The following is a 26,184-nucleotide window of genomic DNA, read 5'->3' as shown; positions in this document are numbered from 1 at the left end:
GCCGGTCTCGAATACCGCATCACCCGCCTCACTCCACAAAGCGACACCGGCCACAACCGGCGCGCGACCCCACGTAGCATCTTTCGATGCGCGACCTCCGCAGCAGCCCCGCAGCGCTCTTTCCAGCGATCCTATCCAGACGAGGAGACTCATGCATCGCGCCACCAAGATTGTCGCTACTGTCGGTCCGGCTTCCAGTACGCCGGAAATCCTGCTGCAAATGATTCAGGCAGGATTGGACGTGGTGCGGCTCAATTTCTCACACGGTACCGCCGACGATCATCGCCAGCGCGCCGAATACGTTCGCGAGGCGGCCCGCCAGGCCGGCCGCGAAGTCGCCATCATGGCGGACCTGCAAGGCCCGAAGATTCGTGTCGGCAAATTCGAGAACGGCCGCACGACGCTCGTCACCGGTAATCCTTTCATCCTCGATGCCGAATGCGAGCTCGGCAATGACGAGCGCGTCGGCCTCGACTACAAGGATCTGCCCCGCGACCTGAAGCCGGGCGACGTGCTGCTGCTCAACGACGGCCTGATCGTGCTCAACGTGCAGCGCGTGATCGGGCAGGAGATCCACACGATCGTGAAAATCGGCGGTGAGCTGTCGAACAACAAGGGCATCAACCGCCAGGGCGGCGGTCTTTCGGCGCCCGCGCTGACCGCGAAGGACATGGAGGACATCCGCACGGCGATGTCGCTCGGTGTCGATTTCATCGCGGTGTCGTTCCCGAAGAACGCGACCGACATGGAAATGGCCCGCCAGCTCGCGAACATCGCCGGCGCGCCGTACGGCATCAAGCCGAAGATGATCGCGAAGATCGAGCGCGCGGAAGCGATTCCGGCGCTGCAAGGCATCCTCGACGCGTCGGACGGCATCATGGTCGCGCGTGGCGATCTGGCCGTGGAAGTGGGCAATGCCGCGGTGCCGGCGCTGCAAAAGCGCATGATCCGCATGGCGCGCGAATCGAACAAGTTCGTGATCACCGCGACGCAGATGATGGAGTCGATGATCCACGCGCCGGTGCCGACCCGCGCGGAAGTGTCGGACGTCGCCAATGCGGTGCTCGACGGCACGGACGCGGTGATGCTGTCGGCGGAATCGGCGGCGGGCAAGTACCCGGTGCAGACCATCGAGACGATGGCCGCGATCTGCGTCGAAGCGGAAAAGTCCGAGCAGTCGGAACTCGACAAGGACTTCCTCGACCGCACGTTCACGCGGATCGACCAGTCGATCGCGATGGGCGCGCTGTTCACCGCCTACCACCTCGGCGCCAAGGCGATCGTCGCGCTGACCGAGTCGGGCTCGACCGCGCTGTGGATGTCGCGCCACTGGACCCACGTGCCGATCTTCGCGCTGACGCCGCGCGTCGGCAGCGAACGGGCGATGGCGCTGTACCGCAACGTGACGTCGCTGCATCTGGACACCAACACCGACCGCGACACGGCGCTGCAGCAAGCGCTCGAAACCGTGGTCGGCAAGGGCTACGCGTCGCACGGCGACATGGTCGTGCTGACGGTCGGCGAGCCGATGGGTCAGGCGGGCGGCACCAATACGTTGAAGATCGTGCGGGTCGGTGAACCGTACTGATCAGGCAGGACTGTTCGATCGGCACGGGCTCGATTGAGCGAAGCAGGGCGGCAAAACCCGCACGGTCCATGTGCGACGGCGCACCAAAGCGCCGGTGTCGCTGCGGGAACGCGGCCTGCTTCGCGATAAAATCGCCGCAAAAGATGCCGACGGCAAAAGAATTCGTTTCAATCCAAGGAGTTTAAGCATGCCTCTCGTATCAATGCGTCAACTGCTGGACCATGCCGCGGAAAACGGCTATGGCCTTCCGGCATTCAACGTGAACAACCTGGAGCAGGTGCAGGCGATCATGGCCGCGGCCGACAAGGTCAACGCCCCGGTCATCATGCAGGCGTCGGCTGGTGCGCGTAAGTACGCGGGCGAGCCGTTCCTGCGTCATCTGATCGAAGCGGCGGTCGAGTCGTATCCGCACATTCCGGTCGTGATGCACCAGGATCACGGTCAGTCGCCGGCAGTGTGTATGGCGGCGATTCGCAGTGGTTTCACCAGCGTGATGATGGACGGCTCGCTCGAAGCCGACGGCAAGACGGTCGCATCGTACGAGTACAACGTCGAAGTGTCGCGCAAGGTCGTCGAAGCGGCGCACTCGATCGGCGTCACCGTCGAGGCGGAGCTGGGCGTGCTCGGTTCGCTCGAAACGATGAAGGGCGACAAGGAAGACGGTCATGGCGCCGAAGGCACGATGACGCGCGAGCAGCTGTTGACCGATCCGGAGCAGGCCGCCGACTTCGTCAAGCTGACCCAGTGCGACGCGCTGGCCATCGCGATCGGCACCTCGCACGGCGCCTACAAGTTCAGCAAGAAGCCGACGGGAGACATCCTGTCGATCCAGCGCATCAAGGAAATCCATCAACGCATTCCGAACACGCACCTCGTGATGCACGGCTCGTCGTCGGTGCCGCAGGAGCTGCTCGCGGAAATCCGTGAATTCGGCGGCGACATGAAGGAAACCTACGGCGTGCCGGTCGAGGAAATCCAGGAAGGTATCCGTCACGGCGTGCGCAAGGTCAACATCGACACCGACCTGCGTCTGGCGATCACGGGCGCGATCCGCCGCTACATGGCGACCAACCCGAGCAAGTTCGATCCGCGCGATTACCTGAAGCCGGCGCGCGAAGCGGCGATGAAGATCTGTATCGACCGCTACATGCAATTCGGCTGCGAAGGCCAGGCTGGCAAGATCAAGCCGGTTTCGCTTGATAAAATTGCGGAGAAGTACAAGTCGGGCGAGCTCGCGCAAGTCGTCCGCTAAGCTGTAGTTTTGGCTCCGCGCCTGGTCGTTTGGCCAGGTTGTCGTCCGATCGCCGTTCCCGCATCATCGGGGGAACGGCGTTTCCCTTTTGTTCCGGTCATATTTTTTGCCCCATTTTTAGCGAACCACGACGATGTCTACCCTCTACGAATCCACGCTCCGCTCGCTGCCGCTGCTCGGCCGCGGCAAAGTCCGCGACAACTATGCGGTGGGCAATGACCAGTTGCTGATCGTCACGACCGACCGTCTGTCGGCGTTCGACGTGATCATGGGCGAGCCGATTCCGAACAAGGGCCGCGTGCTCAACGCGATGGCGAATTTCTGGTTCGAGAAACTGCAGCATGTCGTGCCGAACCACCTGACGGGCGTCGCGCCCGAATCGGTGGTCGCGCCGGACGAAGTCGAGCAGGTCAAGGGGCGCGCGGTGGTCGTCAAGCGTCTCGAGCCGATCCTCGTCGAAGCGGTGGTGCGCGGCTATCTGGCCGGCAGCGGCTGGAAGGATTACCAGGCCACCGGTTCGGTCTGCGGCGTGCAGCTGCCGGCGGGTCTGCAGAACGCGCAGAAGCTGCCCGAGCCGATCTTCACGCCGGCCGCCAAGGCCGAGATGGGTCACCACGACGAAAACATCACCTACGACGAGATGGAGCGCCGCATCGGCACCGAGCTGTCGGCCACGATCCGCGACATCTCGATCCGTCTGTACAAGGAAGCCGCTGATTACGCCGCGACGCGCGGCATCATCATCGCGGACACGAAGTTCGAATTCGGTCTCGACAACCACGGCAAGCTGTACCTGATGGACGAGGCACTCACCGCCGATTCGTCGCGCTTCTGGCCGGCGGACCAGTACCAGGTCGGCACCAACCCGCCGTCGTTCGACAAGCAGTTCGTGCGCGACTGGCTCGAAACCCAGCCGTGGAAGAAAGAGCCGCCGGCGCCGAAGCTGCCGGACGACGTGGTCGCAAAGACGGGCGAGAAGTACCAGGAAGCGCTCGAGCGTCTGACCGGGCACAAGCTCGACTGATCTGATTGCGCGCGCCGGGTCAGGCGCGCATCGCCCGGAAACAAGGAAGCCGTAAAGATGAGTGAAGCACAAACCGCCCATAAGCATGATGCGCCGGTCGTCGGCGTATTGATGGGCTCCAGTTCCGACTGGGAAGTGATGAAAAACGCCGTTGCGATCCTGCAGGAATTCGGCGTGCCGTACGAAGCGAAGGTCGTGTCCGCGCACCGCATGCCCGACGAAATGTTCGCCTATGCTGAAAGCGCGCGCGAGCGCGGCATTCGTGCAATCATCGCGGGCGCGGGCGGCGCGGCGCACCTGCCCGGCATGCTGGCCGCGAAAACCACGGTGCCGGTGCTCGGCGTGCCGGTCGCGAGCAAGTACCTGAAGGGCGTCGATTCGCTGCATTCGATCGTGCAGATGCCCAAGGGCGTGCCGGTCGCGACGTTTGCGATCGGCGAAGCGGGTGCCGCGAACGCGGCGCTGTTCGCGGTGTCGCTGCTGTCCGGCACGAGCGCCGAATACGCGGACAAGCTCGCTGCATTCCGCGTGCGCCAGAACGAAGCGGCTCACGCGATGGTATTGCCGGCGCTGTAAGCGCGCCGATTGTTTTACTAGACGTCCCCTGTCCGACCCCCGGTCGGGTGCCCGCCGCTCTGTATGCGAGCGCGACGCGTATCCGGCCGCGACCGACCACCAAGATGAACCCTGACAACACACCGGTTTCACCGATTCTGCCCGGCGCATGGCTTGGCATGGTCGGTGGCGGCCAGCTCGGCCGCATGTTCTGTTTTGCCGCCCAGGCGATGGGCTATCGCGTCGCCGTGCTCGATCCGGACGAAACCAGCCCGGCCGGCGCGGTCGCGGATCGCCACCTGCGCGCGGCCTATGACGACGAAGCGGCGCTGACCGAACTCGCGCGGCTGTGCGCGGCGGTGTCGACCGAATTCGAGAACGTGCCGGCTGCGAGCCTCGACTTTCTCGGCAAGACCACCTTCGTGAGCCCGGCGGGGCGTTGCGTCGCCGTCGCGCAAGACCGGATCGCCGAGAAGCGCTTTATCGCGTCGTCGGGCGTGACGGTTGCGCCGCACGTCGTGATCGAGTCGTCGGATGCGCTTGCGGCGCTGGGCGACGCCGAGCTCGAAGCGGTGCTGCCCGGCATCCTGAAAACGGCGCGCATGGGTTACGACGGCAAGGGCCAGGTTCGCGTGCGCAACGCCGAGGAAGTGCGCGAGGCGCACGCGGCGCTCGGCGGCGTGCCGTGTGTGCTCGAGAAGCGCCTGCCGCTGAAGTTCGAGGTGTCGGCGCTGATCGCACGCGCGGCGAGCGGGGCGTCGGTCGTCTATCCGCTCGCGCAGAACACCCATCGCGACGGCGTGCTGTCGCACACCATCGTTCCCGCGCCGGACGCGTCGCCCACGCTCGTGCAGCAGGCTCAACAGGCCGCGCTGCAGATCGCCGGGAAGCTCGGCTATGTCGGCGTGCTGTGCGTCGAGTTCTTCATTCTCGAGGACGGCTCGCTAGTCGCCAACGAAATGGCGCCGCGTCCGCACAACTCCGGCCACTACACGGTCGATGCCTGCGCGACCAGCCAGTTCGAGCAGCAGGTGCGGGCGATGACCAGCATGCCGCTCGGCGACACACGCCAGCATTCGCCGGCGGTGATGCTGAACATCCTCGGCGACGTGTGGTTCCCGGACGGTCCGAAGCGCGCGGCGGTCACGCCGCCATGGCAGGAAGTCGCCGCGATGCCGGCCGCACGCCTGCATCTGTACGGCAAGGAAGAGGCGCGTTGCGGCCGCAAGATGGGTCACGTGAACTTCACCGCGCCGACGCTCGAAGAAGCCCGCACGGCGGCGCGCGATTGCGCGCGGCTGCTGCATATCGCTACCAGCTGAAGCGCGCGCCATGCCGGATCAACAGAAACCCGCCGAGGACGCTACCAGCGCGTTGCCGGTCAGCGCCGCGCAGATCGAGCACGCGGCGGCCTTGCTCGACGCGGGCGGACTGGTCGCGTTTCCGACGGAGACCGTGTACGGCCTCGGTGGCGATGCCGAGAACCCGGACGCTGTCGCGCGCATTTACGCGGCGAAGGGGCGGCCGGCCAATCATCCGGTGATCGTGCATCTCGCGCCACATGGCGATCCGAACTATTGGGTCGAGCATTTGCCGGCGGACGCCCAGCGCCTGATCGACGCATTCTGGCCCGGACCGCTGACGCTGATCCTGAAGCGCGCGGCGCGCATTCCCGCGGCGGTCAGCGGCGGGCAGGACTCGGTGGGCTTGCGCTGCCCGTCGCATCCGGTTGCGCAGGCGTTGCTCGAAGCGTTCAGCGCGTTGCGCGGTGGGCATGGTGGCGTCGCCGCGCCGTCGGCGAACCGCTTCGGACATGTGAGCCCGACGACCGCGCAGCATGTGCGCGACGAGTTCGGCAGCGCGATTCATGTACTCGATGGCGGCGCGTCGGATGTCGGCATCGAATCGACGATTCTGGATCTGTCGCGCGGCTTTCCGGCGCTGCTGAGGCCCGGGCGCGTGACGCCGCAGGATATCGCCGACGTGCTCGGCGAGGCGCCGCGTCTGCCCGACGGGTCGGACGCGACCGCGCCGCGCGCGTCGGGCACGTTGAAAGCGCATTACGCGCCGCGCACGCCGCTAGCGCTGCTGCCGTTCGGCGAACTCGAGCCGCTGCTCGCGGTGCGCGAGCCGGGCGAGCGCGTCGCGCTGGTCGCGCGTGCGTCGCGTGCGGGACAGTGGGCCGATGCCGACGGCGTGTATTTCGTCGCCGCGCCGGAAGATCCGCACGTCTATGCACGCGAACTCTACGGCTTGCTGCGCGCGCTGGATCGCGCCAACGTCACGCGGATTCTGATCGAGAAGCTGCCGGACACGATCGAATGGATTGCGGTCAACGATCGTCTCGGGCGCGCGGCGGCGGCATTCGAGGCGCACGGGTCCTGAAGGCGCTACTTTTCGCCTCTGATACTTCGCGCTCAGCAAGAGCGAACACGCAAAAGCAGAAAGCCCGGCTCGTAATGAGGCGGGCTTTTTCGTATCGAACTAAAGTTCGAGATCACGTCAGCGGGAGAGACAGTCCTCCCGCCGGACGCCGGATGTGCACTTACTTGCCCAGACCCGACGCCGCGATCTGTTGTTCGACGAAAGTCGCGAACGCAGCGTGTGCGTGCGTCGTCGGATGGAGCGTGTCCGCGAAGACGTACGACTGGTCGGCGCCCGCTACCGTGAGGGTCTGCGGCGAGCAGAACAGCGACGAGCCGAATTGCTGGCCGTACTGCGCCGCCGTCATGCCACCTTGCAGCACCGACGGATTCGCCGTCGCATACGCAGTCGCGTTCTTCTCCATCTGTTGGAGCGCGCAGGCCGTGCCCGTTGCATTGGAGAATCCTTGCGACTGGTAGCTGGCGAGCAACTGGTGCTGCCAGGCGAACGAACTGACCGGAATCACTTTCGTATCAAGCCCGGCCGTCTTGAGTCCATTCGCGACCAGCGTGTTGTATGCGGTCACGATGGCAGTGATCAGTGTCGGCAGTTGCGGCGCATTGCTTGCTGCTGCTTGGGCGGCCGCGAGCGGCGCCTGGCCGATGTCCGGCACGTCCATCACGACGACATGCGTCGCACCTTTAGACAGGGCGGTGCCCACGACGCCCACAAAGCTCTGGATAGTCGTCTGAAGCTGGGTTCCAACCGCCGTCCCAATGATCAACTGCTGTTGCTGCAACGAGTTCGCCGTCGCGAGCTGGGTCTGGAGGGCGGTCATAAACTGCGTGTTCTGCAACAGTTGCAGAACGTCGTTGGCGCCGCCGCTGACCAGCACGAGCTGATTCGAATTGAAGCTGCCGTGGTCCGTCAGATACTGGGCGATCTGCGACGTGACAGGTATGGTCGTAGCCGCCATGTTATTGGGGGCGTAGCCAATGCCGATGGGGTTCGCCACATCGGAGCCGCCTTGTGCATAGCCCAAGCCGCCGTTGGCTTTCAGTGGCACGCCGAAGCCTCCCACAAACGCTGGCGTCAGCGTGTCCCCATAGTACTCAGCGACCTTCTGCGTCCAGACTTCGCCCGGATTCGTCGTGAAACGACCGCCCCCGAAACTGGCCTGGATCACTGGCGAATATGTGCCGACATCGGACAGGCTGTCGCCAAACGACACGACCTGCAACTTGACGCCACCTGCCGGCGTGCTGCTGCTCGAACTATTGTTGTCGCCGCCACCGCCGCATGCCGCGAGCGCGGCGAACGCTGCGCTCGCCACGGCGATCTGCGTGACGCGCATCCATTGCTGTTTCTTCGAAGCGGTTTGATCCATGTTGACTGCATCTCCTCGTATGTGTGGCCCTTGATGCCATGTGTTGCAGGCGGCGTCCACCGCGTTGACGGCGTGACGACAGCTTACAGAATCTTCTACGGCCTGCGCGATGTCCTAAGCGCGGCCGTATGGTTTGGGTTCAAGCCGGGTAGTTCGGCGGTGGCTTTGCTCATGGTGCTGTCTTTACCCGAATGCGTATGCGCGTTCGGTTGCGCGTGGAGCTCGCTGCCGCCCCTAGGCACTACCGCGCGCTGCGCATGATAAGCGGCGGCCCAGGCGGGCGGCGCGAACAGCGCGCGCCACTTGTTGCGCCAGCCGCGCACGCTCGCGAAGTCCGCGGCCATCGACGCCCATTCGTGAAACGTCGCCTTCAGCGGGTTGTACGTGTAAAGCGGCTCGACGATGCCGTACCGTGGCGCCTCGTGCGGATCTTCATCGACGTAGCTGCCGAACAGGCGATCCCAGATCACCAGTACACCTGCGTAATTGCGATCGATATAGCGATCGTTGCGCGCATGATGCACACGATGGATCGACGGCGTATTGAACACGTACTCGAGCCAGCCGAGCTTGCCGATCACCTGCGTATGCACGAAGAACTGGAAGCCGAGATTGATCAGCACGATCGCGACGATCTGCTTCGGCGCAAAGCCGAGGAACGCGAGCGGAATCCAGAACAGCCACATCCCGGCGATTGGGTACATCAGGCTCTGGCGGAGCGCGGTCGAAAAATTCATCCGCTCCGACGAGTGATGCACGACGTGCGCGGCCCACAGCCAGCGCACGCGATGACTGCAGCGATGAAACACGTAGTAGAGCAGGTCCTGGGCGACGAACAGCACCACAAACGACAGCCACGTCGCCGGCCATGTATGAATGCGGTAGTGCTCGTAGAAGAACGCGTAGACAGGGATGATCGCGAGCCACGCGAGCTTGTCGGCGGCCTGCTGCAGCAGCGCGAGCGCGGCGTTGCACAGCGTGTCGCGCCAGCTATAGAGCCGCTCGGCCGGGCGCGTGCGGCTCACGTGCCACGCCTCCCAGCCGATGCAGGCAAGAAAGACGGGCGCCATGGCGAGCAGCAGCAATTCGGCATCGAATTGCATCGTGTCTCCCTTCCTGGTCCCTGACCGCCGCGCGGTACGCGGCGGGTGGTGTCGTTATCGTTGGTGAAGGTTGCGCCGAACGACCGGCGCCCTACGCGGCAAGCGCGTGATGTCGCGCACCGCATATTGCCCGACAGCGTACACGGTTAGAAGCTTGCCGCGCGCGGCATCGCTAGAAGGAATACTCAGTGGCCGCCGCGCTTGCGCGGGTTTTTCCTGGGTTTCTCGCGCACTTCCCCGATAGGCGCGGAGACCTTGGTGAAGCCTTGCGACGGGCCTTCGTACACCCATTCGAGCAGAGCATCATGCACGGCGCGCGCCGCTTCCGAATGCGGATCGTTGATCAGGCTGACGACGATGTAGCTATTGCCGTCGGCCGACGCGACATAGCCCGCGATGGCGCGCACGTCGCGCAGCGTGCCGGTCTTGATGTGCGCGTTGCCGCCCGCGCCCTGGCTGGTCAGACGGTTGCGCATCGTGCCGTCGACACCGGCGATCGGCAGCGAATCGACGAACACCTGCGCGACCGGGCTCGCGTTCGCGCGCTGCAGCAGATCGGCGAGCGCGAGCGCGGTGATGTGCTCGTCGCGCGACAGGCCCGAGCCGTTGTCGAGCGACAGGTATTCGGTGTTCAGGCTGTCGCGCGTCAGGAAAGCTTCGACCGCGCGCGCGGCTTTTGCGGGCGTGGCGGGCGCTCTTTCCTCGGCGGCGCCGATCGTCAGGAACAGGTTGCGCGCCATCGTGTTGTTGCTGAACTTGTTGATGTCGCGAACGATGTCCGACAGCATCGGCCCCTCGTGCGTCGCGACGAGCTTCGCGCCGACGGGTAGCGGGCCTTCGCGGGTCGTGCCCGTGAAGGTGCCGCCAGTCTGCTGCCACAGCGCGAGGAAGCCGCGCGCGAAGAACGTCGAGTGATCGAGCACGGCGACGTTGATCGTGCGTGTGTCGCAGCGCACCGGAAGGTCGCCGATGAACGACGCAACGAGCGTGCCGTCGGGCTGCGGCGTGACGGTCGGCGTCGGCAGCTCGCCGCGGCATGGGCCGTTGGTCGCGCGCAACTGGTTGTCGACGTGCAGTTGAGCGAGCGAGGGCAACACGTCGATCGCCACCGTGCCGTCCGGCGATGGCGTCAGCGTGAACGACAGCGATTTGAACGCGTACAGCAACGGATCGGGGCCGACGTTGTACGGTGCGTTCACGTCGTCGTCGAACGCGGGCAGGTCGCGGGTCGACGGATCGAAGTAGCGCTTGTCGAGCACCAGCGCGCCGTCGATGCCTTTGATGCCAGCCTTGTGAATCTTCTGCACGAGGTCGATCAGTTCTTCGGGCACGAGCTTCGGGTCGCCGGTGCCCTGGATGTACAGATTGCCGTGCAGCACGCCGCTCGCGTCGAGCGGGCCGTCCGCGTACGCGCTGGTGCGCCAGCGGTAGCCGGGGCCGAGGATCGACAGGCCTGCATAGGTGGTGACGAGCTTCATCGTCGAGGCGGGCATCATTGGCTTGCCGGCGTTCAACGCCAGGATCGGCGTGCGATCGCCGACCTTTTCGACAACCACGCTGATCGACGACAACGGCACGTGCGCGCGGTGCAGACCGACCATCACCGGTTGCGGCAGTACCGTCGTGACGTTGACGCTCGGATGTGTGGCCTTGATGCGTGCCTGCGCGTCCAGCGGCAGCAGCGCGCCCGCGCCGAACGCGGCGGCGCAGAGCCAGACGGCCGCGCGCGTCGCGAGGCGGTTAGGCATGAAGACTGCGCGACGAAGCATACGGCGCGAGCGCAGCGCCATACGGCGTGCGACGGAAGACAGAAAAGCGTGCGTCATGAACGGGTGAACGGGCAAACGGACGAGCGGGATTTCAAGGTGTGCGGTGTGCAGCGTGCGCGGGACAATGAAACGGCAAGCTGGGCGGTTCGACGGCGCGGTAGTGCGCCGTCGCGCTACCCGACGGCCGTCGCGCGACGCAAAGCGCCCATTGTAGTGACATGCCGCGACGCTGCGGTGAAAAAAGCGCCACACGCCGCGCAGGCCGGAAGCGGGCGCTAGAATGCGGCATCATCCAATGTTTTGGAACGGACAACCATGCGCATCCTGCTAGTCGAAGATGACCGGATGATCGCCGAAGGCGTGCGCAAGGCGCTGCGCGGCGAAGGCTTCGCCGTCGATTGGGTCGAGGACGGCGAAGCGGCGCTGCACGCGGCGGCCGCCCAGCCTTACGACCTCGCGTTGCTCGATCTCGGTCTGCCCAAGCGCGACGGTCTCGAGGTGCTGCGGGCACTGCGCGCGCGCGGCAATGCGCTGCCGGTGCTGATCGTCACCGCGCGCGACGCGGTCGCCGATCGTGTCAAAGGCCTCGACGCCGGCGCTGACGATTACCTTGTCAAACCTTTCGATCTCGACGAGCTCGGCGCCCGCATGAGAGCGCTGATCCGGCGACAGTCCGGCCGCAGCGATTCGACGATTCGCCACGGCAACTTGACCCTCGATCCCGCGTCGCACCAGGTGACGCTCGATGGCGCGCCGGTCGCGCTATCCGCGCGGGAATTCGCGTTGCTCGAAGCGCTGCTCGCTCGGCCCGGCGCGGTGCTGTCCAAGAGCCAACTCGAGGAAAAGATGTACGGCTGGGGCGAGGAGATCGGCAGCAACACCGTCGAGGTGTATATCCACGCGCTGCGCAAGAAGCTCGGCGCCGATCTGATCCGCAACGTGCGCGGGCTGGGCTACATGATCGCGAAGGACGCCTGAGCCGATGCGCTCGATTCGCCGACAACTGTTGTTCTGGCTGCTCGCGCTGATGCTGCTCGGCGTCGGCATAGCGGGCTGGCTGATCTACCGGCAGGCGCTCGCCGAAGCGAACGAGCTGTTCGACTACCAGCTAGAGCAAATCGCCGCGGCGCTGCCGGCGGAACCGTTCTCGCAGGTGCTCGGCCGCGATACCGGCGACGAGGGCATCGTGCTGCAGATCTGGAACCGCAACGGCATGCTGATGTATTACTCGCGGCCGCGCGCGCCGCTCGCGCCACGCGCCGAGCTGGGTTTTTCGACCGAGCGTACCGACCGCGGCGAATGGCGCGTGTATGGCGCGATCGTCGGCGATAACGTCGTACAGCTCGCGCAGCCGCTGTCGGTGCGCAACCGGCTCGCCGCTAACGTCGCGCTGCGCACGCTGTGGCCGCTGATCGTGCTGCTGCCGCTGCTCGGACTGGCGGTGTGGGTGATCGTCGGCCGTGGCCTGCAGCCGCTGCGGCGCGTGACGAGCGCGCTCGACACGCGTCATCCCGAAGCGCTCGATCCATTGCCCGATCAGCGCTTGCCGCTCGAAGTGCGGCCGCTCGTGCGGGCGTTGAACGGGCTGCTGCAACGGCTCGCGACCGCGCTCGATATCCAGAAGGCGTTCGTCGCCGATGCCGCGCACGAATTGCGCACGCCGCTTGCCGCGGTACAGATTCAGGCGCAACTGGTCGCGCGCGCCAAGGACGACACGGCCCGCGGCGAAGCGCTCGCCGATTTGCAGGCGGGCGTCACGCGCGCGACGCGCCTCGCCGAGCAACTGCTCGCGCTCGCGCGCGCCGAGCCGGACGGCGCCGCCGTCGCCGGGACGCTCGATCTGCGCGAGCTGCTTCAGGAGTGCGTCGCGACCTACGCGCCGCTCGCGGTGAATCGCGGCGTCGACCTCGGCATCGAGGCGAGCGAGCCCGCCAGCGTGACCGGCGACGCCGAAGCGCTGCGCGTCATGTTCAATAACCTCTTGGACAACGCGACCAAGTACACGCCGCGCGGCGGCAGTGTCGACGTCAGCCTGCGCGTCGAGGACGGCCGTCCGGTGGTGCGGATCGCCGATAGCGGCCCCGGTATCGATCCGGCCGATCGCGAGCGCGTGTTCGACCGCTTCTATCGCGCGGGAGCGGGCGCGAATCGCGCGCGCACCGACGTGGCGGGCAGCGGACTCGGTCTCGCGATCGTGCGCCGGATTGCCACGCAACATCATGCGCAAGTCTCGCTCGATGAATCGCCGGCCGGTGGTTTGCAGGTCATCGTGCGCTTCTGAACATCGTGGTTTGCTGTTGGGCCAAACCGGCGCTAATGCTGTCGCGACGGGCTGTTGCGGCCGGTCCGATGAGGTTCCCGCGATCTGGCGCTGCTTAAGCCTCTTTTAAGTGATGCCGCTTACGCTCCTCGACATTCAAAGTCACTTTCTCCAGTCAGGAGCTCATGATGAACGCGAAAACCTTGTCCCGCGGCGCCGTTGCGGTAGCTGTGGCCGCTGCGCTTTCAGCCGGCTATGTGGCGGGCCATCGCGATGTGCCCGCACCGCAGATCATCTCGCCGGCTGAAGCCGCCGCGATGATGCCAGCAGAAGCTGCCGCCAAAACCGGTATCCCTGATTTCTCCGGTCTCGTCGAGACCTATGGCCCGGCCGTCGTCAACATCAGCGCGAAGCACGTCGTGAAGCAAGCTGCGATGCGCGGTAATGGCGGCAGCCGCAATGGCCATCAGTTGCCGATCGATCCGAACGATCCTTTCTATCAGTTCTACAAGCGGTTCTTCGGCGGCGTGCCCGGCATGCAGGGCGGCGATGGCGGTGATGGCGGCGACCTGCCTGACCAGCCGAGCGCGAGCCTCGGCTCGGGCTTCATCATCAGCAATGACGGCTACGTTCTGACGAACGCGCACGTCGTCGATGGCGCGAACGTCGTCACCGTGAAGCTCACCGACAAACGCGAGTTCAAGGCGAAGGTGGTTGGCGCCGACAAGCAGTCCGACGTCGCCGTGCTGAAGATCAACGCGAGCGATCTGCCGACCGTGAAGATCGGCGATCCGCGCCAGAGCAAGGTTGGTCAGTGGGTCGTCGCGATCGGCTCGCCGTACGGCTTCGACAACACCGTGACCTCGGGCATCATCAGCGCGAAGTCGCGCACGCTGCCCAACGAAAATTACACGCCATTCATCCAGACCGATGTGCCGGTGAACCCGGGCAACTCGGGCGGTCCGCTCTTTAATCTGCAAGGCGAAGTCATCGGCATCAACTCGATGATCTACTCGCAGACGGGCGGCTTCCAGGGCCTGTCGTTCGCGATCCCCATCAGCGAGGCGATCAAGGTCAAGGACGATCTCGTCAAGACCGGTCACGTGAGCCGCGGCCGCCTCGGCGTCGCGGTGCAGGGCTTGAACCAGACGCTCGCCGAGTCGTTCGGCATGCAGAAGCCGCAAGGCGCGCTGGTCAGTTCGGTGGACGCCAACGGTCCGGCGGCCAAGGCTGGCTTGCAGCCGGGCGACGTGATCCTGTCGGTGAATGGCGACGAAGTCAGCGATTCGACGGATCTGCCGTCGAAGATCGCAGGCCTCGCGCCGGGCAGCTCGGCGACGCTGAAAGTGTGGCGCGATAAGGCCAGCAAGGACGTGAAGGTGACGATTGGCTCGTTCTCGGACGCGAAGGTCGCGTCGGCAAGCAAAACGGATCAGCCGACCCAGTTGCAAGGCCGTCTCGGCGTCGCGGTGCGACCGCTGACGCCGGAAGAGAAGAGCAGCGCGTCGGTGTCGCACGGTCTGCTCGTGCAGCAGGCGGGCGGTGCGGCGGCGAGCGCCGGCATCCAGGCGGGCGACGTCATTCTCGCGGTCAACGGTCGTCCAGTCGCCAACATCGATCAGTTGAAGCAGATGGTTTCGGGCGCAGGCAACAGCGTTGCGCTGCTGATCCAGCGGGACAACGCGCAGATTTTCGTGCCTGTCGATCTCGGCTGATCCAGTTATCCGGGCGATTCGAACGGATCGCCCACCCCAGTTTGAGCTGTAGTAGCGATTGCCGGTCCATTGCATTTACTGCAAGGACCGGCTTTTTTTCGCCTGTCCGAACCGTGCTGCCGCGAGCGGCGCGGACAAACAGAAGGGCGCCGGGTGGCTTGGGGGCACGATGGTCGCGCATCGTCCGTCGAGGCAGCCGGGGTAATTGGCACATAGGTTGCTTCCACCGTTCAGGGGCTGGGCGAGGACCGAAGCAAGGAGAGAGAATCGATGAAAATCCAACGCAAGCAGCAAAGGATCGTAGCCGCCGCGCTGTGCGCGGCGCTCACGCTCGGACTCGCGGGCGGCGCGAACGCGCAGCAGGCGGGCGTGACCGGTGGATCGACGACCGACAACACCAGCGCGGGCAACACCAACAGCGGGGGGCTGCCGCAAATCCAGCAGCAGGGCGACGTATCGTACGTGTCGGGCGGTGTCGGCCTTGACGAATCGCGAGCACTGCGACAAGCGCAAACCCAGTGGCCATTGACGCTGCGTTTCACCGGACCCAACGCCGAATTTCTCGCCGATGTGCACGTGCGCATCGTCGATGCGCATAACAGCGAAGTGCTGAACACGACGTCGCGCGGACCGTTCATGCTGGTGCGCCTGAGCCCCGGCCGCTATACGGTGCACGCGAACTACAACGACAGCGAACAGACGCGCTCGGTCAGCGTGCCGGCGCACGGCAACGTCAAATCTGCGTTCACTTGGAACATGAAGTAACGGGTCGATCCGTCCGCCGCTGCGCAGGAAGCGCGCGCAATCGGCCGAAGTTTGGCCGATAATGAAGCCACGGGCGTGTCCCGTGGCTTTGCCCTTCCCAGGCAACAGCCGGTAGTGCAGCGCCCACCCCATCACGGAGCCTGGACATGAGCGATGCGTCGACATCTGCGGAACGGCCGGACGGCCATACCATCGTGATTCGCGACAACGGCCATCGCGTGCGCGTGATTCACGGCGGCGTGACGATGGCCGACACCCAGGCCGCGCTGACGCTATCGGAGACCGGCCTCGCCGACGTGTTCTATTTCCCGCGCGAGCACGTGAACATGGCCCGGCTCGAACGCTCGACGCACACGTCGCATTGCCCGTTCAAGGGCGACGCGTCGTACTTCCATCTGCGCACCGAAGATGGCGTGATCGAGAACGCGGTGTGGTGTTACGAAGCGCCGTTCGAGCAGGTCAGTCGAATCAAGGGCTATCTCGCTTTTTACGCATCGCGCGTCGACCGCATCGATCAGACGTCCTGATCCCGCACTCGGCGCGTTCATCGGGGAGGTTGTCATGGAACTGAACGACGCGTTACGGATTCCGCTGCCGCCGTCCGAGGTCTGGGACGCGTTGCAGGACCTGGCGCTGTTGCGTGCCAGCCTCGACAACTGTGAATCGTTCGTGCGTCTCGCCCACGGCGAATACGCGCTGACGATGACCGTGCCGCTCGGCCCGTTGCGCGCGCATTATCAGGCGCGCGCGCATGTTGCCGGTCAGGATTCCGGCCCGGCGGACGCGCAGCGCCGCACCATCAACTTCAAGGCACGGGCGGAGGGCATCGGCGCGTTGCGCGGTCAGATCGAAGTGCGTTTGCGCGCGGACGAGGGGCGTGAGCGCGGCACGCGCATCGATTACACGTTGTGGGCGACGTCGTCGGGTCCGCTCGCCGAGCTGCCGACGCGCCAACTCGAGAACGCCTTGCGTCAGATCGCCGACGACTTTTTCGCCGAGTTCGACGCCGTCGTGCGCGCCAAGCACGGCAAGGGGCCGAACCGCGCGAGCGGCACGGCGCCGCGTCGCCAGTACGTGTTTTTACGGCCGATCACACTCGGCGGCATCGCGCGGCGCACGCGCATCGAGCACGGCCAGGCGCTGGCGGGACGCGCGGCGAGCGCGTCGCATAGCTGGTCGCATGGCGTGCCGCATCAAGAGCCTGGTCAGCATGTCGTGCCGTACTGGGCGTGGGCTGGAATGATCTTTCTGGTCGCGCTGTTGTTGTATGTCGCCCGCTGGTTCAGCGAGCATTAGCGTCGCGTGCAGCGCCTGTTGGACCGCGCGATAAACATCCCTGCGCGACTACGAAATCCCGGCGGCGCACTACGAATTGGCGGTGCTCCCCCGCCTAATCCCCGCGAAACTCCCGCCGCCACGCGCTCGGTGAAGTGCGAAACGCGTCCGCGAAATGCTGCCGCAGCGATGCGGCCGAGCCGAAACCGGCGCTCGCCGCGATCGCTTCGACCGACTCGTCGGTGCTTTCCAGCAGTTGTTGCGCCCGCGCGAGCCGCTGCGCGAGCAGCCAGGCGCCGACGGTGCTGCCGGTCGCGAGCCGGAAGCGTCGCGTGAAGGTGCGGCGGCTCATCAACGCACGCGCGGCGAGCGTGTCGAGCGTATGCGGCGCGGCGAGGTTGCCGCTCACCCAGTCAAGCAGGCCAGACAGACGATCTCCGCGCGGGTTCGGCGGCATCGGCTGCTGCACGTATTGCGCCTGGCCACCCTGACGATGCGGCGACACGACCAGCCGGCGCGCGACGTGGTTCGCCACCCGCGCGCCGCAAATCTTGCGCAGCACATGCAGGCAGCAGTCGAGACCGGCGGCGGTGCCGGCCGAGGTCAGCACGTTGCCGTCGTCGACGTACAGCACGTCGGGGTCCAGCCGCACGCGCGGGTAGCGGCGCGCGAAGTCGTCGGCCCAGGCCCAGTGCGTCGAAGCGGGCCGTCCATCGAGGATGCCCGCCGCGGCCAGCACGAAAGCGCCGAGGCACAGGCCGACGAGCAGCGCGCCGCGCTCGTGCGCGGCCGTCAGCGCGTCGAGAAGCGCGGCGGGCGGCGGTTCATCGGGATCGCGCCAGCTCGGCACGATGATCGTTTGCGCGTCGGTAAGCGCTTCGAGTCCGTGCGTGACCGCGATCGAGAAGCCCGCGGTCGTCGCGAGCGCGCCGGCTTCCGCGGCGCAGACGCGGAAGTCGAAGGCGGGAACGCCGCCGCCGCGACGGTCCTCGCCGAATACGACGCACGGCACCGACAGATGGAACGGGCTGATGCGGTCGAACGCGACGACGGCGACGACGTGGCGCGGCACCTGGTCGGAGATATCGTCGGAAGATGCAACGGTGGCCATGCCGGGTGCCTCGCTCATGAATGTCACAAGTATGGCCCGATTCTAGCGAAGCTTGTCATCCGGGCCGCTGTCGGCGGACGGGCAGCGGAGCAACAATGCCGTCATTGTCGTCGCGCCGTGGCCATTGAGCTGGGCGCGCGCCATCGACCGTTTTTCTGACCAGGAGCCATGCCATGAGCACACCCGCGCCGCGCCGTGCGCTGATCGTCATCGACGTGCAGAACGAGTACGTGAGCGGCGACCTGCCGATCGAATTTCCGGACGTGCGCACGTCGCTCGCCAACATCGGTCGCGCGATCGATGCGGCGCGCGCCGCCAGCGTGCCGGTCGTCGTCGTGCAGAACGTCGCGCCCGCCGCCTCGCCGCTGTTCGCGCGCGGCAGCGCGGCCGCGGAACTGCACACGGTCGTGAGCTCGCGCGCTCATGATCATTTCGTCGAGAAATCGCTGCCGAGCGCATTCGCTGGCACCGATCTGGCCGACTGGCTCGCCGCACGGCAGATCGATACGCTGACGGTCACCGGCTACATGACCCACAACTGCGATGCGTCGACGATCAACCACGCGGTGCATGCCGGCCTCGCCGTCGAGTTCCTGCACGATGCAACCGGCTCGGTGCCGTATGAAAACAGTGCGGGCTTCGCGAGCGCGGAGGAGATCCATCGCGTGTTCAGCGTGGTGCTGCAGTCGCGCTTCGCGGCGGTCGCGAGCACCGACCAGTGGATCGCGGCGCTCAAGAGCGGCGCGCCGCTCGAGCGCGGCAACATCTATGCGTCGAATCAGGCGGCGCGAGCGCGCCGGGCGGTTGCCTGAACCCGGCGCGGGGGCGGGCGGTCCGGTCCACAAATAGAAACGGGCGGTTCACTGAACCGCCCGCTGCGCCAATCCTCAACCCTTGCGCGCCTTCTACGCCGCCTTTCTGCGCAATGCCGGACTGACGCGCAAGCCGTCGAATATCACTTCCACCATCCGCTGCGCGTGCGCGCCGAAGTCGGTCGCGTCGGGTAAAAACAGCATGTCGCGCAACGAGCCGCCGACGAACGCGTGCACCATCGCCGCGGCAAGCTTCGTGTCGAGGTCGGCGGGCATCTGGCCTTTCGAGATCGCGTTGCGCAGACCCCCCTCGAGCTTCGCGAGCCCCTCGCGCATGTTGGTCTGATACCGCTCCATCACTGGCCCCATCTCTTCGACCAGCTCGCACTTCAGGAACAGGATGTCGAATACGCGGCGGCGGCGGGGATCGTTGGCGGTGTCGCGCAGGCAGACCACGCAGATTTCCATGATGCGCCCGAGCGGATCGGTTTCGTTGGGATCGAGCGATGCCGCCTTCAGTTCGTCGAGCGGCAGCAGCACGCGGTCGAACATTTCAGTGAAGAGCTCGCTCTTGTGCGCGAAGTGCCAATAAATGGCCCCGCGCGTAACGCTTGCGGCCTGGGCGATATCGGCCAGCGAAGTGCGCGAGACGCCCTTCTGAAAGAAGATCCGTTCGGCCGCGTCGAGAATGCGGTTGCGCGTCTCCAGCGCCTCTTCTTTGGTTCTTCTGACCATATTGGTATGACCTGCGCTGATCCTGGGGTTTATGCTGGCGTTTTTAAGTCGGCCTGATGACAATTTGACTATTTCTGAACCGAATTGCGACGCGAACTTGCAGCCCCCGACCCCTTGGAAGATATAAATGCACTTTTACATGCATTCGTGAATGTATATATAATAGCACCCCACGATCGGATAGCCCAAGCCGTGACGACCGGTTAATATCCGTCACTGTTGTCTTCCAGAACGCTATCGCAACCGCCAAACGGCGGTGCTGTGCGGCATTCCCCGGTATGGCGCATTCGCAGCAGGGTGCCCTGCAGGCGCAGGTTTGCATCCGTGGGCTTCCGGTTGAGCGTCGAGAGACGCCTGTGTGCGCTGTCGTCCCCGGGGTAGGGATGCGCGCACTTTTTCATTCTCAGTCTTTGACAGAGGTCGCTCCATGCGCGTCGAACGGGTTCCATTCCGCTTAATCAGTGCCGCGACGGCTGCCATCTTGCTGGCGGCGTGCGGACCAAAACAATCTGCCCCGCCGCCCCAGACGCCCGAAGTCGGCGTCGTCACTCTCCAGCCGACGACCGTGCCCGTCGTCACCGAACTCCCCGGTCGTACCAGTGCCTTCCTCGTCGCGCAAGTGCGTGCGCGGGTCGACGGCATCGTGCTGCGCCGCGAGTTCACCGAGGGTAGCGAGGTCAAGGCAGGCCAGCGTCTGTACAAGATCGATCCGGCGCCCTTCATCGCGTCGTTGAACAACGCGAAGGCATCGCTCGCGAAGGCGCAGGCGAACCTCGTGACAACCACTGCGCAGGCCAGTCGTTACAAGGTGCTGGTCGCAGCGAACGCGGTCAGCAAGCAGGACTACGACAACGCGGTCGCCGCCGAAGGACAGGCCGCCGCCGACGTCGCCGCCGGCAAGGCCGCGGTCGATACCGCGCAGATCAATCTCGGCTATACCGACGTGACCTCGCCCGTGACCGGCCAGATCGGCGTGTCGCAGGTCACGCCGGGCGCCTTCGTGCAGCAGAGCGCGGCCACACTGATGGCCACGGTCCAGCAGCTCGACCCGATGTACGTCGACCTCACGCAATCGAGCCTCGATGGACTGAAGCTGCGCCGCGACATGCAGGAAGGGCGTCTGAAGACGACCGGCCCGGGCGCCGCGCAGGTCTCGCTGGTGCTGGAGGACGGCCGCATCTATTCCGAGAAGGGCAAGCTGCAGTTCACCGACGTGACCGTCGACCCGGGCACCGGCTCGGTCACGGTGCGCGCGATCTTCAAGAACCCGAACCACGTGCTGCTGCCGGGCATGTTCGTGCGCGCGAAGATCGAAGAGGGCGTGAACCAGAACGCGCTGATCGTGCCGCAAGTCGGCGTCACGCACGACCAGAAGGGTCAGCCCACCGCGCTCGTCGTCGACAACGACAACAAGGTCGAGCTGCGTCAGCTCGTCACCACGGGCACCTTCGGCTCGTACTGGGTGGTGTCGAACGGGCTGAAGCCGGGTGACCGCGTGATCGTCCAGGGCACCGAAAAGGCGCGTCCCGGCCAGCAGGTCAAGCCCGTGCCGGCGCAACTCCCCGGCACCCCGGCTTCCAACGCGGCCGCTGGCGGCGCCCAGACAGGTCAACCCGCGGCTCAGCCTGCCTCCGCCGCTTCGGGCGCGTAATAACAGGGAGCCCGCCTCATGGCAAAGTTCTTTATTGATCGCCCGATTTTTGCATGGGTGATCGCCATCATTCTGATGCTCGCGGGTCTCGCGTCGGTGTTCACATTGCCGATCGCGCAATACCCGACCATCGCGCCGCCGGCCATCCAGATCAGCGCAACCTATCCGGGTGCTTCGGCGGAGACGGTGCAAAACACCGTCACGCAGGTGATCGAGCAGCAGATGAGCGGTCTGGACCACCTGCTGTACCTCGCGTCGACCTCGGACGACTCGGGCACGGCCACCATCACGCTGACGTTTGCTGCCGGCACCAACCCTGACATCGCGCAGGTGCAGGTGCAGAACAAGCTGCAGCTCGCCACGCCGCTGCTGCCGCAGGCGGTGCAGCAGCTCGGCACCCGGGTCACGAAGTCGAGCAGCAGCTTCCTGCTGGTGATGGCGTTCGTGTCGACCGACGGCAGCATGAACAAGTACGACCTCGCGAACTACGTCGCGTCGAACATCCAGGATCCGATCAGCCGTATCGACGGTGTGGGCACGGTGACGCTGTTCGGCTCGCAGTACGCGATGCGGGTCTGGCTCGATGCCAACAAGCTGAATAACTTCAGCTTGACGCCGCTCGATGTCGAAACTGCGCTGCAGGCGCAGAACGTGCAGGTCGCGGGCGGCGCGCTCGGCGGCACGCCGTCGGTGCCGGGTCAGGTGCTGCAGGCCACGATTACGCAGGCCACGCTGCTCAATACGCCCGAGCAGTTCGGCAACATTCTGCTGAAGGTGAATCAGGACGGCTCGCAGGTGCGTCTGCGCGACGTGTCGCACATCGAGCTCGGCGGCGAAAACTACAACTTCGACACCAAGTACAACGGTCAGCCGACGGCAGGCTTCGGTATCCAGCTCGCCACGGGCGCGAACGCGCTCGCCACCGCGAAGGCGGTGCGCACGAAGATCGCCGAACTGTCGAAGTACTTCCCGCACGGCCTGGTGGTGCAGTACCCGTACGACACGACGCCGTTCGTGCGCCTGTCGATCGAGGAAGTGGTCAAGACGCTGCTCGAAGGTATCGTGCTGGTGTTCCTCGTCATGTACCTGTTCCTGCAGAACCTGCGCGCCACGCTGATCCCGACGATCGCGGTGCCGGTGGTGCTGCTCGGTACGTTCGCGATCATGAGCGTGGTCGGCTTCTCGATCAACGTGCTGTCGATGTTCGGTCTCGTGCTCGCAATCGGTCTGTTGGTGGACGACGCGATCGTGGTGGTGGAAAACGTCGAGCGGGTGATGCAGGAGGAGGGCTTATCGCCTCGCGAGGCAACCCGCAAGGCGATGGACCAGATCACCGGCGCGCTCGTCGGCGTGGCGCTCGTGCTGTCGGCGGTGTTCGTGCCGGTGGCGTTCTCGGGCGGCTCGGTCGGGGCGATTTACCGGCAGTTCTCGCTGACCATCGTCGCGGCGATGGTGCTGTCCGTGCTCGTCGCGTTGGTTCTGACGCCGGCGCTGTGCGCGACGATCCTGAAGCCGATTCCGAAGGGTCATCACGAAAAAGCCACCGGCTTTTTCGGTTGGTTCAACCGTACGTTCAACAGGAGCCGCGACAAGTATCACTCGGGCGTGCACCACGTGATCAAGCGCTCGGGCCGCTGGCTCATCATCTACATGGTGGTGATCTTCGCGGTGGGCTTGCTGTTCGTGCGATTGCCGAAGTCGTTCCTGCCTGACGAAGACCAGGGCACGATGTTCGTGCTGGTGCAAACGCCGTCGGGTTCCACGCAGGAGACCACCGCGCACGCGCTGAAGGACGTGTCGGACTACCTGCTGAACGAAGAGAAGGCGATCGTCGAATCGACCTTCACCGTGAACGGCTTCAGCTTCGCCGGCCGTGGCCAGAATGCAGGTCTCGTGTTCGTGCGGATGAAGGACTACGCGCAGCGTCAGCATGCGGACCAGAAGGTGCAGGCGCTGGTTGGGCGTCTCTACATGCACTTCAGCAGCTACAAGAATGCGGTCGTATTTCCAGTCAATCCGCCGTCGATTCCTGAGCTCGGCACCGCGGCGGGCTTCGACTTCCAGCTGCAGGATCGCGCGGGTCTCGGTCACGCGAAGCTGATGGAAGCGCGCAACATGCTGCTTGGTCTCGCCGCGAAGGACCCGACGCTCGCGCAGGTGCGTCCGAACGGCCTGAACGATACGCCACAGTTCAAGGTGAGCATCGACCACGAGAAGGCTTCGGCGCTCGGCGTGTCGCTGGCCTCGATCGACCAGACGTTCTCGATCGCCTGGGCCTCGGCGTACGTGCAAAACTTCCTCGACACCGACGGCCGGATCAAGAAGGTGTACCTGCAGGGCGACGCGCCGTTCCGGATGAAACCGGAAGACGTGAATGCCTGGTTCGTGCGCAATGGCGCGGGCGCGATGGTGCCGTTCTCGGCCTTCACGAACACCGCGTGGACCTTCGGTTCGCCGAAGCTCGAGCGCTACAACGGTATCCCGTCGGTGGAAATCCAGGGTGCGGCCGCGCCGGGCAAGTCGACCGGTCAGGCGATGGTGGCGATGGAGCAGATCGTCACCAAGTTGCCGGCGGGTGTCGGCTACGAGTGGACAGGTCTGTCGCTGCAGGAGCGTCAGTCGGGCTCGCAGGCGCCGATCCTGTACGGCATCTCGATTCTCGTCGTGTTCCTGTGTCTCGCGGCGCTGTATGAAAGCTGGTCGATCCCGTTCTCGGTGATCATGGTGGTGCCGCTCGGCGTGATCGGCGCACTGCTGGCGGCGACGCTGCGCGGGCTCGAGAACGACGTGTTCTTCCAGGTGGGTCTGCTGACCACCGTGGGTCTGTCGGCGAAGAACGCGATTCTGATCGTCGAATTCGCGCGAGAACTGCAGCAGAGTGAAGGCATGGGCCCGATCGAGGCCGCGCTCGAAGCGGCGCGTCTGCGGTTGCGTCCAATTCTGATGACCTCGCTCGCGTTCATTCTCGGTGTGCTGCCGCTCGCGATCAGTAACGGCGCGGGCTCGGCCAGCCAGCATGCGATCGGTACCGGCGTGATCGGCGGTATGTTGACGGCGACCTTCCTCGCGATCTTCATGATCCCGATGTTCTTCGTCGTGATTCGCGCGAAGTTCGGCGGTGAGAAGGAAGACCCGGATGAGGCGCTGCGCCACTACGAACAGCACCATCCGCACGATCCGCAAGGCGGCGCGACGGGTGGCACGACCGACGGGTCGAATGGCAATGGCTCGGGCAAGGATGGGCATTGAGATGCAAAAACACTCTTTGATTGCAGTGGCGGTCGCGCTGCTCGCCACGGGTTGCACGCTGGCGCCGCACTACCAGCGGCCCGCGGCGCCCGTAACGGCGACCTTCCCGACCGGCGGCGTGTACGACCAGCAGCCGGGCGCGCAGGGCGAGCGCAGCGCGAACGGCCAGGCCGCCGCCGACATCGGCTGGCGCAATTTCTTCGTCGATCCGCGTCTGCAGCAGCTGATCGAGATCGCGCTGAAGAACAACCGCGATCTGCGGGTGTCGGTGCTGAACATGCAGGCGTCGGCGGCGCAGTACCGCATCGTGCGCGCGGGTCTGTTCCCGACGCTCGACGCCGCGGCCTCGCAAAGCAGGTCGCGCACGCCGAAGGACCTGACGTTCACCGGCGTGACGATCTCCAACACGTATTCGGTGGGCTTGAACGCGTCGTGGGAAATCGACTTCTTCGGGCGCGTGCAGAGTCTGAAGGATCAAGCCTTGGCCACGTATCTCGGCACCGCGCAGGCGCGCAAGGCCGCGGAAATCGCGCTGGTGGCGCAGGTGGCCAACCAGTACATGACGGTGCTCGAACTGGACGATTTGCTGAAGGTCACGCAGAACACGCTGAAGACGGCACAGGAGTCGTTTCGGATCACCAAGCTGCAGTTCGACAACGGCACCGGTTCGGAACTCGATCTGCGCCAGGCGCAAACGGTCGTCGAGACCGCGAGCGCGGACCTGCAGACGCAGACGCGGTTGCGGGCCCAGGCTGACAACGCGCTGGTGCTGCTGATCGGCGAACCGTTGCCGGCTGACCTGCCGACGGGCCTGCCGCTGAACGACCAGAGCCTGCTCACGGATATTCCGGCGGGCCTGCCGTCCGATCTGCTGACGCGCCGTCCCGACATCATGGAGGCCGAAGAGAATCTGCTCGCGGCCAACGCTAACATCGGCGCGGCGCGCGCCGCGTTCTTCCCGAGGGTCACGCTGACCGGCAGCGCCGGCACGCTGAGCCCGACGCTCGGCGGGCTGTTCAAGCCGGGTTCGGCGGCGTGGAGCTTCGCGCCGTCGATCACGCTGCCGATCTTCGAGGGCGGTCAGAACATGGCCAATCTCGATCTCGCCAACATCGAGAAGAACGTGCAGATCGCCACGTATGAAAAGGCGATCCAGACGGCCTTCCGCGAAGTGGCGGACGGACTGGCCGCGCGCGGCACTTATGACGAGCAGATCGCGGCGCTCGAGCGGGACGTCGCGGCCGAGCAGCGCCGGCTGGATCTGTCGACGCTCCGTTATACGAACGGCGTCGACAGCTACCTGGCGGTGCTGACCGCGCAGACCTCGTTGTACGTGGCGCAGCAGGCGCTGGTCACCGCGCGCATGGGACGTCTGCAGAATCTGGTCACGCTGTACCAGGCGCTCGGCGGCGGCTGGATCGAGCACAACGGCGACCAGCCGCGTCCCGCCGACGCGCCGGTCGACTACGGTGCGGCAAGCGCACCGGTCGCGGCTTCGGCGGCGACGGCAGGGGCAGGGTAAGCCCTTCGGCTCGATGAACCGCTGATGTAAAGCAAAAACGCCACGGC

The 26,184-nt window shown here is 65.4% G+C and carries 21 protein-coding genes; 16 read left to right on the top strand and 5 right to left on the bottom strand.

Annotated elements, in window-relative coordinates:
* The first annotated feature begins 151 nt into the window (after positions 1 to 151).
* From pyk to BC1002_RS12650, 6 genes are all read left to right on the top strand, one after another.
* Complete coding sequence (gene pyk / locus BC1002_RS12675) at positions 152 to 1,588, top strand: pyruvate kinase (RefSeq protein WP_013090425.1); 1,437 nt, start codon at positions 152 to 154, stop codon at positions 1,586 to 1,588.
* 187 nt (positions 1,589 to 1,775) lie between these two features.
* Entirely contained in the window at positions 1,776 to 2,840 is a 1,065-nt protein-coding gene (gene fba, locus BC1002_RS12670) for a class II fructose-bisphosphate aldolase (RefSeq protein ID WP_008920440.1), read from the top strand.
* A 133-nt stretch (positions 2,841 to 2,973) separates the two neighbouring features.
* Complete coding sequence (locus BC1002_RS12665; protein WP_013090424.1) at positions 2,974 to 3,864, top strand: phosphoribosylaminoimidazolesuccinocarboxamide synthase; 891 nt, start codon at positions 2,974 to 2,976, stop codon at positions 3,862 to 3,864.
* Positions 3,865 to 3,921: 57 nt separating this feature from the next.
* The gene (purE, locus tag BC1002_RS12660) at positions 3,922 to 4,440 is read left to right on the top strand and encodes a 5-(carboxyamino)imidazole ribonucleotide mutase (protein WP_013090423.1); all 519 of its coding nucleotides are present in this window, start codon (positions 3,922 to 3,924) and stop codon (positions 4,438 to 4,440) included.
* 104 nt (positions 4,441 to 4,544) lie between these two features.
* Positions 4,545 to 5,741 (top strand): 5-(carboxyamino)imidazole ribonucleotide synthase, encoded by a 1,197-nt coding sequence (locus BC1002_RS12655; RefSeq protein ID WP_013090422.1) that lies wholly within the window; start codon positions 4,545 to 4,547, stop codon positions 5,739 to 5,741.
* A 10-nt stretch (positions 5,742 to 5,751) separates the two neighbouring features.
* Entirely contained in the window at positions 5,752 to 6,804 is a 1,053-nt protein-coding gene (locus BC1002_RS12650) for an L-threonylcarbamoyladenylate synthase (RefSeq protein WP_013090421.1), read from the top strand.
* A 160-nt stretch (positions 6,805 to 6,964) separates the two neighbouring features.
* Here the strand turns inward: BC1002_RS12650 and BC1002_RS12645 are convergent, their stop codons facing one another.
* The 3 genes from BC1002_RS12645 to dacB all read right to left on the bottom strand — a co-directional run bounded on the left by BC1002_RS12645 (position 6,965) and on the right by dacB (position 11,099).
* Positions 6,965 to 8,170, bottom strand: a complete 1,206-nt coding sequence (locus tag BC1002_RS12645; protein WP_013090420.1) for an SGNH/GDSL hydrolase family protein — start codon at positions 8,168 to 8,170, stop codon at positions 6,965 to 6,967.
* Positions 8,171 to 8,265: 95 nt separating this feature from the next.
* Positions 8,266 to 9,273: a sterol desaturase family protein gene (locus BC1002_RS12640; RefSeq protein ID WP_013090419.1), complete on the bottom strand. Its 1,008-nt coding sequence runs from the start codon at positions 9,271 to 9,273 to the stop codon at positions 8,266 to 8,268.
* A 185-nt stretch (positions 9,274 to 9,458) separates the two neighbouring features.
* Complete coding sequence (gene dacB / locus BC1002_RS12635; protein ID WP_041734425.1) at positions 9,459 to 11,099, bottom strand: D-alanyl-D-alanine carboxypeptidase/D-alanyl-D-alanine endopeptidase; 1,641 nt, start codon at positions 11,097 to 11,099, stop codon at positions 9,459 to 9,461.
* A gap of 258 nt (positions 11,100 to 11,357) precedes the next feature.
* Between dacB and BC1002_RS12630 the strand changes: the two genes are divergently transcribed.
* From BC1002_RS12630 to BC1002_RS12605, 6 genes are all read left to right on the top strand, one after another.
* On the top strand, positions 11,358 to 12,020 hold the full coding sequence (locus BC1002_RS12630) for a response regulator (RefSeq protein ID WP_013090417.1): 663 nt from the start codon (positions 11,358 to 11,360) through the stop codon (positions 12,018 to 12,020).
* A 4-nt stretch (positions 12,021 to 12,024) separates the two neighbouring features.
* Entirely contained in the window at positions 12,025 to 13,323 is a 1,299-nt protein-coding gene (locus BC1002_RS12625) for an ATP-binding protein (RefSeq protein WP_013090416.1), read from the top strand.
* A gap of 167 nt (positions 13,324 to 13,490) precedes the next feature.
* Complete coding sequence (locus tag BC1002_RS12620) at positions 13,491 to 15,017, top strand: DegQ family serine endoprotease (RefSeq protein WP_013090415.1); 1,527 nt, start codon at positions 13,491 to 13,493, stop codon at positions 15,015 to 15,017.
* Positions 15,018 to 15,287: 270 nt separating this feature from the next.
* The gene (locus tag BC1002_RS12615) at positions 15,288 to 15,782 is read left to right on the top strand and encodes a hypothetical protein (RefSeq protein WP_013090414.1); all 495 of its coding nucleotides are present in this window, start codon (positions 15,288 to 15,290) and stop codon (positions 15,780 to 15,782) included.
* Positions 15,783 to 15,928: 146 nt separating this feature from the next.
* Positions 15,929 to 16,309 carry a DUF427 domain-containing protein gene (locus tag BC1002_RS12610; protein WP_013090413.1) on the top strand — a complete coding sequence of 127 codons (381 nt, stop codon included), beginning with the start codon at positions 15,929 to 15,931 and terminating at the stop codon, positions 16,307 to 16,309.
* A gap of 34 nt (positions 16,310 to 16,343) precedes the next feature.
* Positions 16,344 to 17,078 carry an SRPBCC family protein gene (locus tag BC1002_RS12605; RefSeq protein ID WP_013090412.1) on the top strand — a complete coding sequence of 245 codons (735 nt, stop codon included), beginning with the start codon at positions 16,344 to 16,346 and terminating at the stop codon, positions 17,076 to 17,078.
* Positions 17,079 to 17,172: 94 nt separating this feature from the next.
* On the opposite strand, the gene BC1002_RS12600 is transcribed toward BC1002_RS12605, so the two are convergent.
* On the bottom strand, positions 17,173 to 18,168 hold the full coding sequence (locus tag BC1002_RS12600; protein ID WP_013090411.1) for a helix-turn-helix domain-containing protein: 996 nt from the start codon (positions 18,166 to 18,168) through the stop codon (positions 17,173 to 17,175).
* A gap of 173 nt (positions 18,169 to 18,341) precedes the next feature.
* Between BC1002_RS12600 and BC1002_RS12595 the strand changes: the two genes are divergently transcribed.
* On the top strand, positions 18,342 to 18,980 hold the full coding sequence (locus BC1002_RS12595; protein WP_013090410.1) for an isochorismatase family protein: 639 nt from the start codon (positions 18,342 to 18,344) through the stop codon (positions 18,978 to 18,980).
* Positions 18,981 to 19,073: 93 nt separating this feature from the next.
* On the opposite strand, the gene BC1002_RS12590 is transcribed toward BC1002_RS12595, so the two are convergent.
* Positions 19,074 to 19,715: a TetR family transcriptional regulator gene (locus tag BC1002_RS12590; RefSeq protein ID WP_013090409.1), complete on the bottom strand. Its 642-nt coding sequence runs from the start codon at positions 19,713 to 19,715 to the stop codon at positions 19,074 to 19,076.
* A 427-nt stretch (positions 19,716 to 20,142) separates the two neighbouring features.
* Here BC1002_RS12590 and BC1002_RS12585 point away from each other — a divergent pair, with 427 nt between their 5' ends.
* The 3 genes from BC1002_RS12585 to BC1002_RS12575 are packed head-to-tail and all read left to right on the top strand — an operon-like array spanning position 20,143 to position 26,137.
* Positions 20,143 to 21,366: an efflux RND transporter periplasmic adaptor subunit gene (locus tag BC1002_RS12585; RefSeq protein WP_013090408.1), complete on the top strand. Its 1,224-nt coding sequence runs from the start codon at positions 20,143 to 20,145 to the stop codon at positions 21,364 to 21,366.
* A gap of 18 nt (positions 21,367 to 21,384) precedes the next feature.
* Complete coding sequence (locus BC1002_RS12580; RefSeq protein ID WP_013090407.1) at positions 21,385 to 24,615, top strand: efflux RND transporter permease subunit; 3,231 nt, start codon at positions 21,385 to 21,387, stop codon at positions 24,613 to 24,615.
* Position 24,616: 1 nt separating this feature from the next.
* Entirely contained in the window at positions 24,617 to 26,137 is a 1,521-nt protein-coding gene (locus BC1002_RS12575) for an efflux transporter outer membrane subunit (protein WP_013090406.1), read from the top strand.
* The last annotated feature ends 47 nt before the right edge of the window (positions 26,138 to 26,184 follow it).

Source organism: Paraburkholderia atlantica, from assembly GCF_000092885.1.
Lineage (GTDB): Bacteria > Pseudomonadota > Gammaproteobacteria > Burkholderiales > Burkholderiaceae > Paraburkholderia > Paraburkholderia atlantica.
The sequence above is the reverse complement of the archived record's forward strand: the minus strand, read 5'-3'. Positions and strand labels throughout refer to the sequence as shown.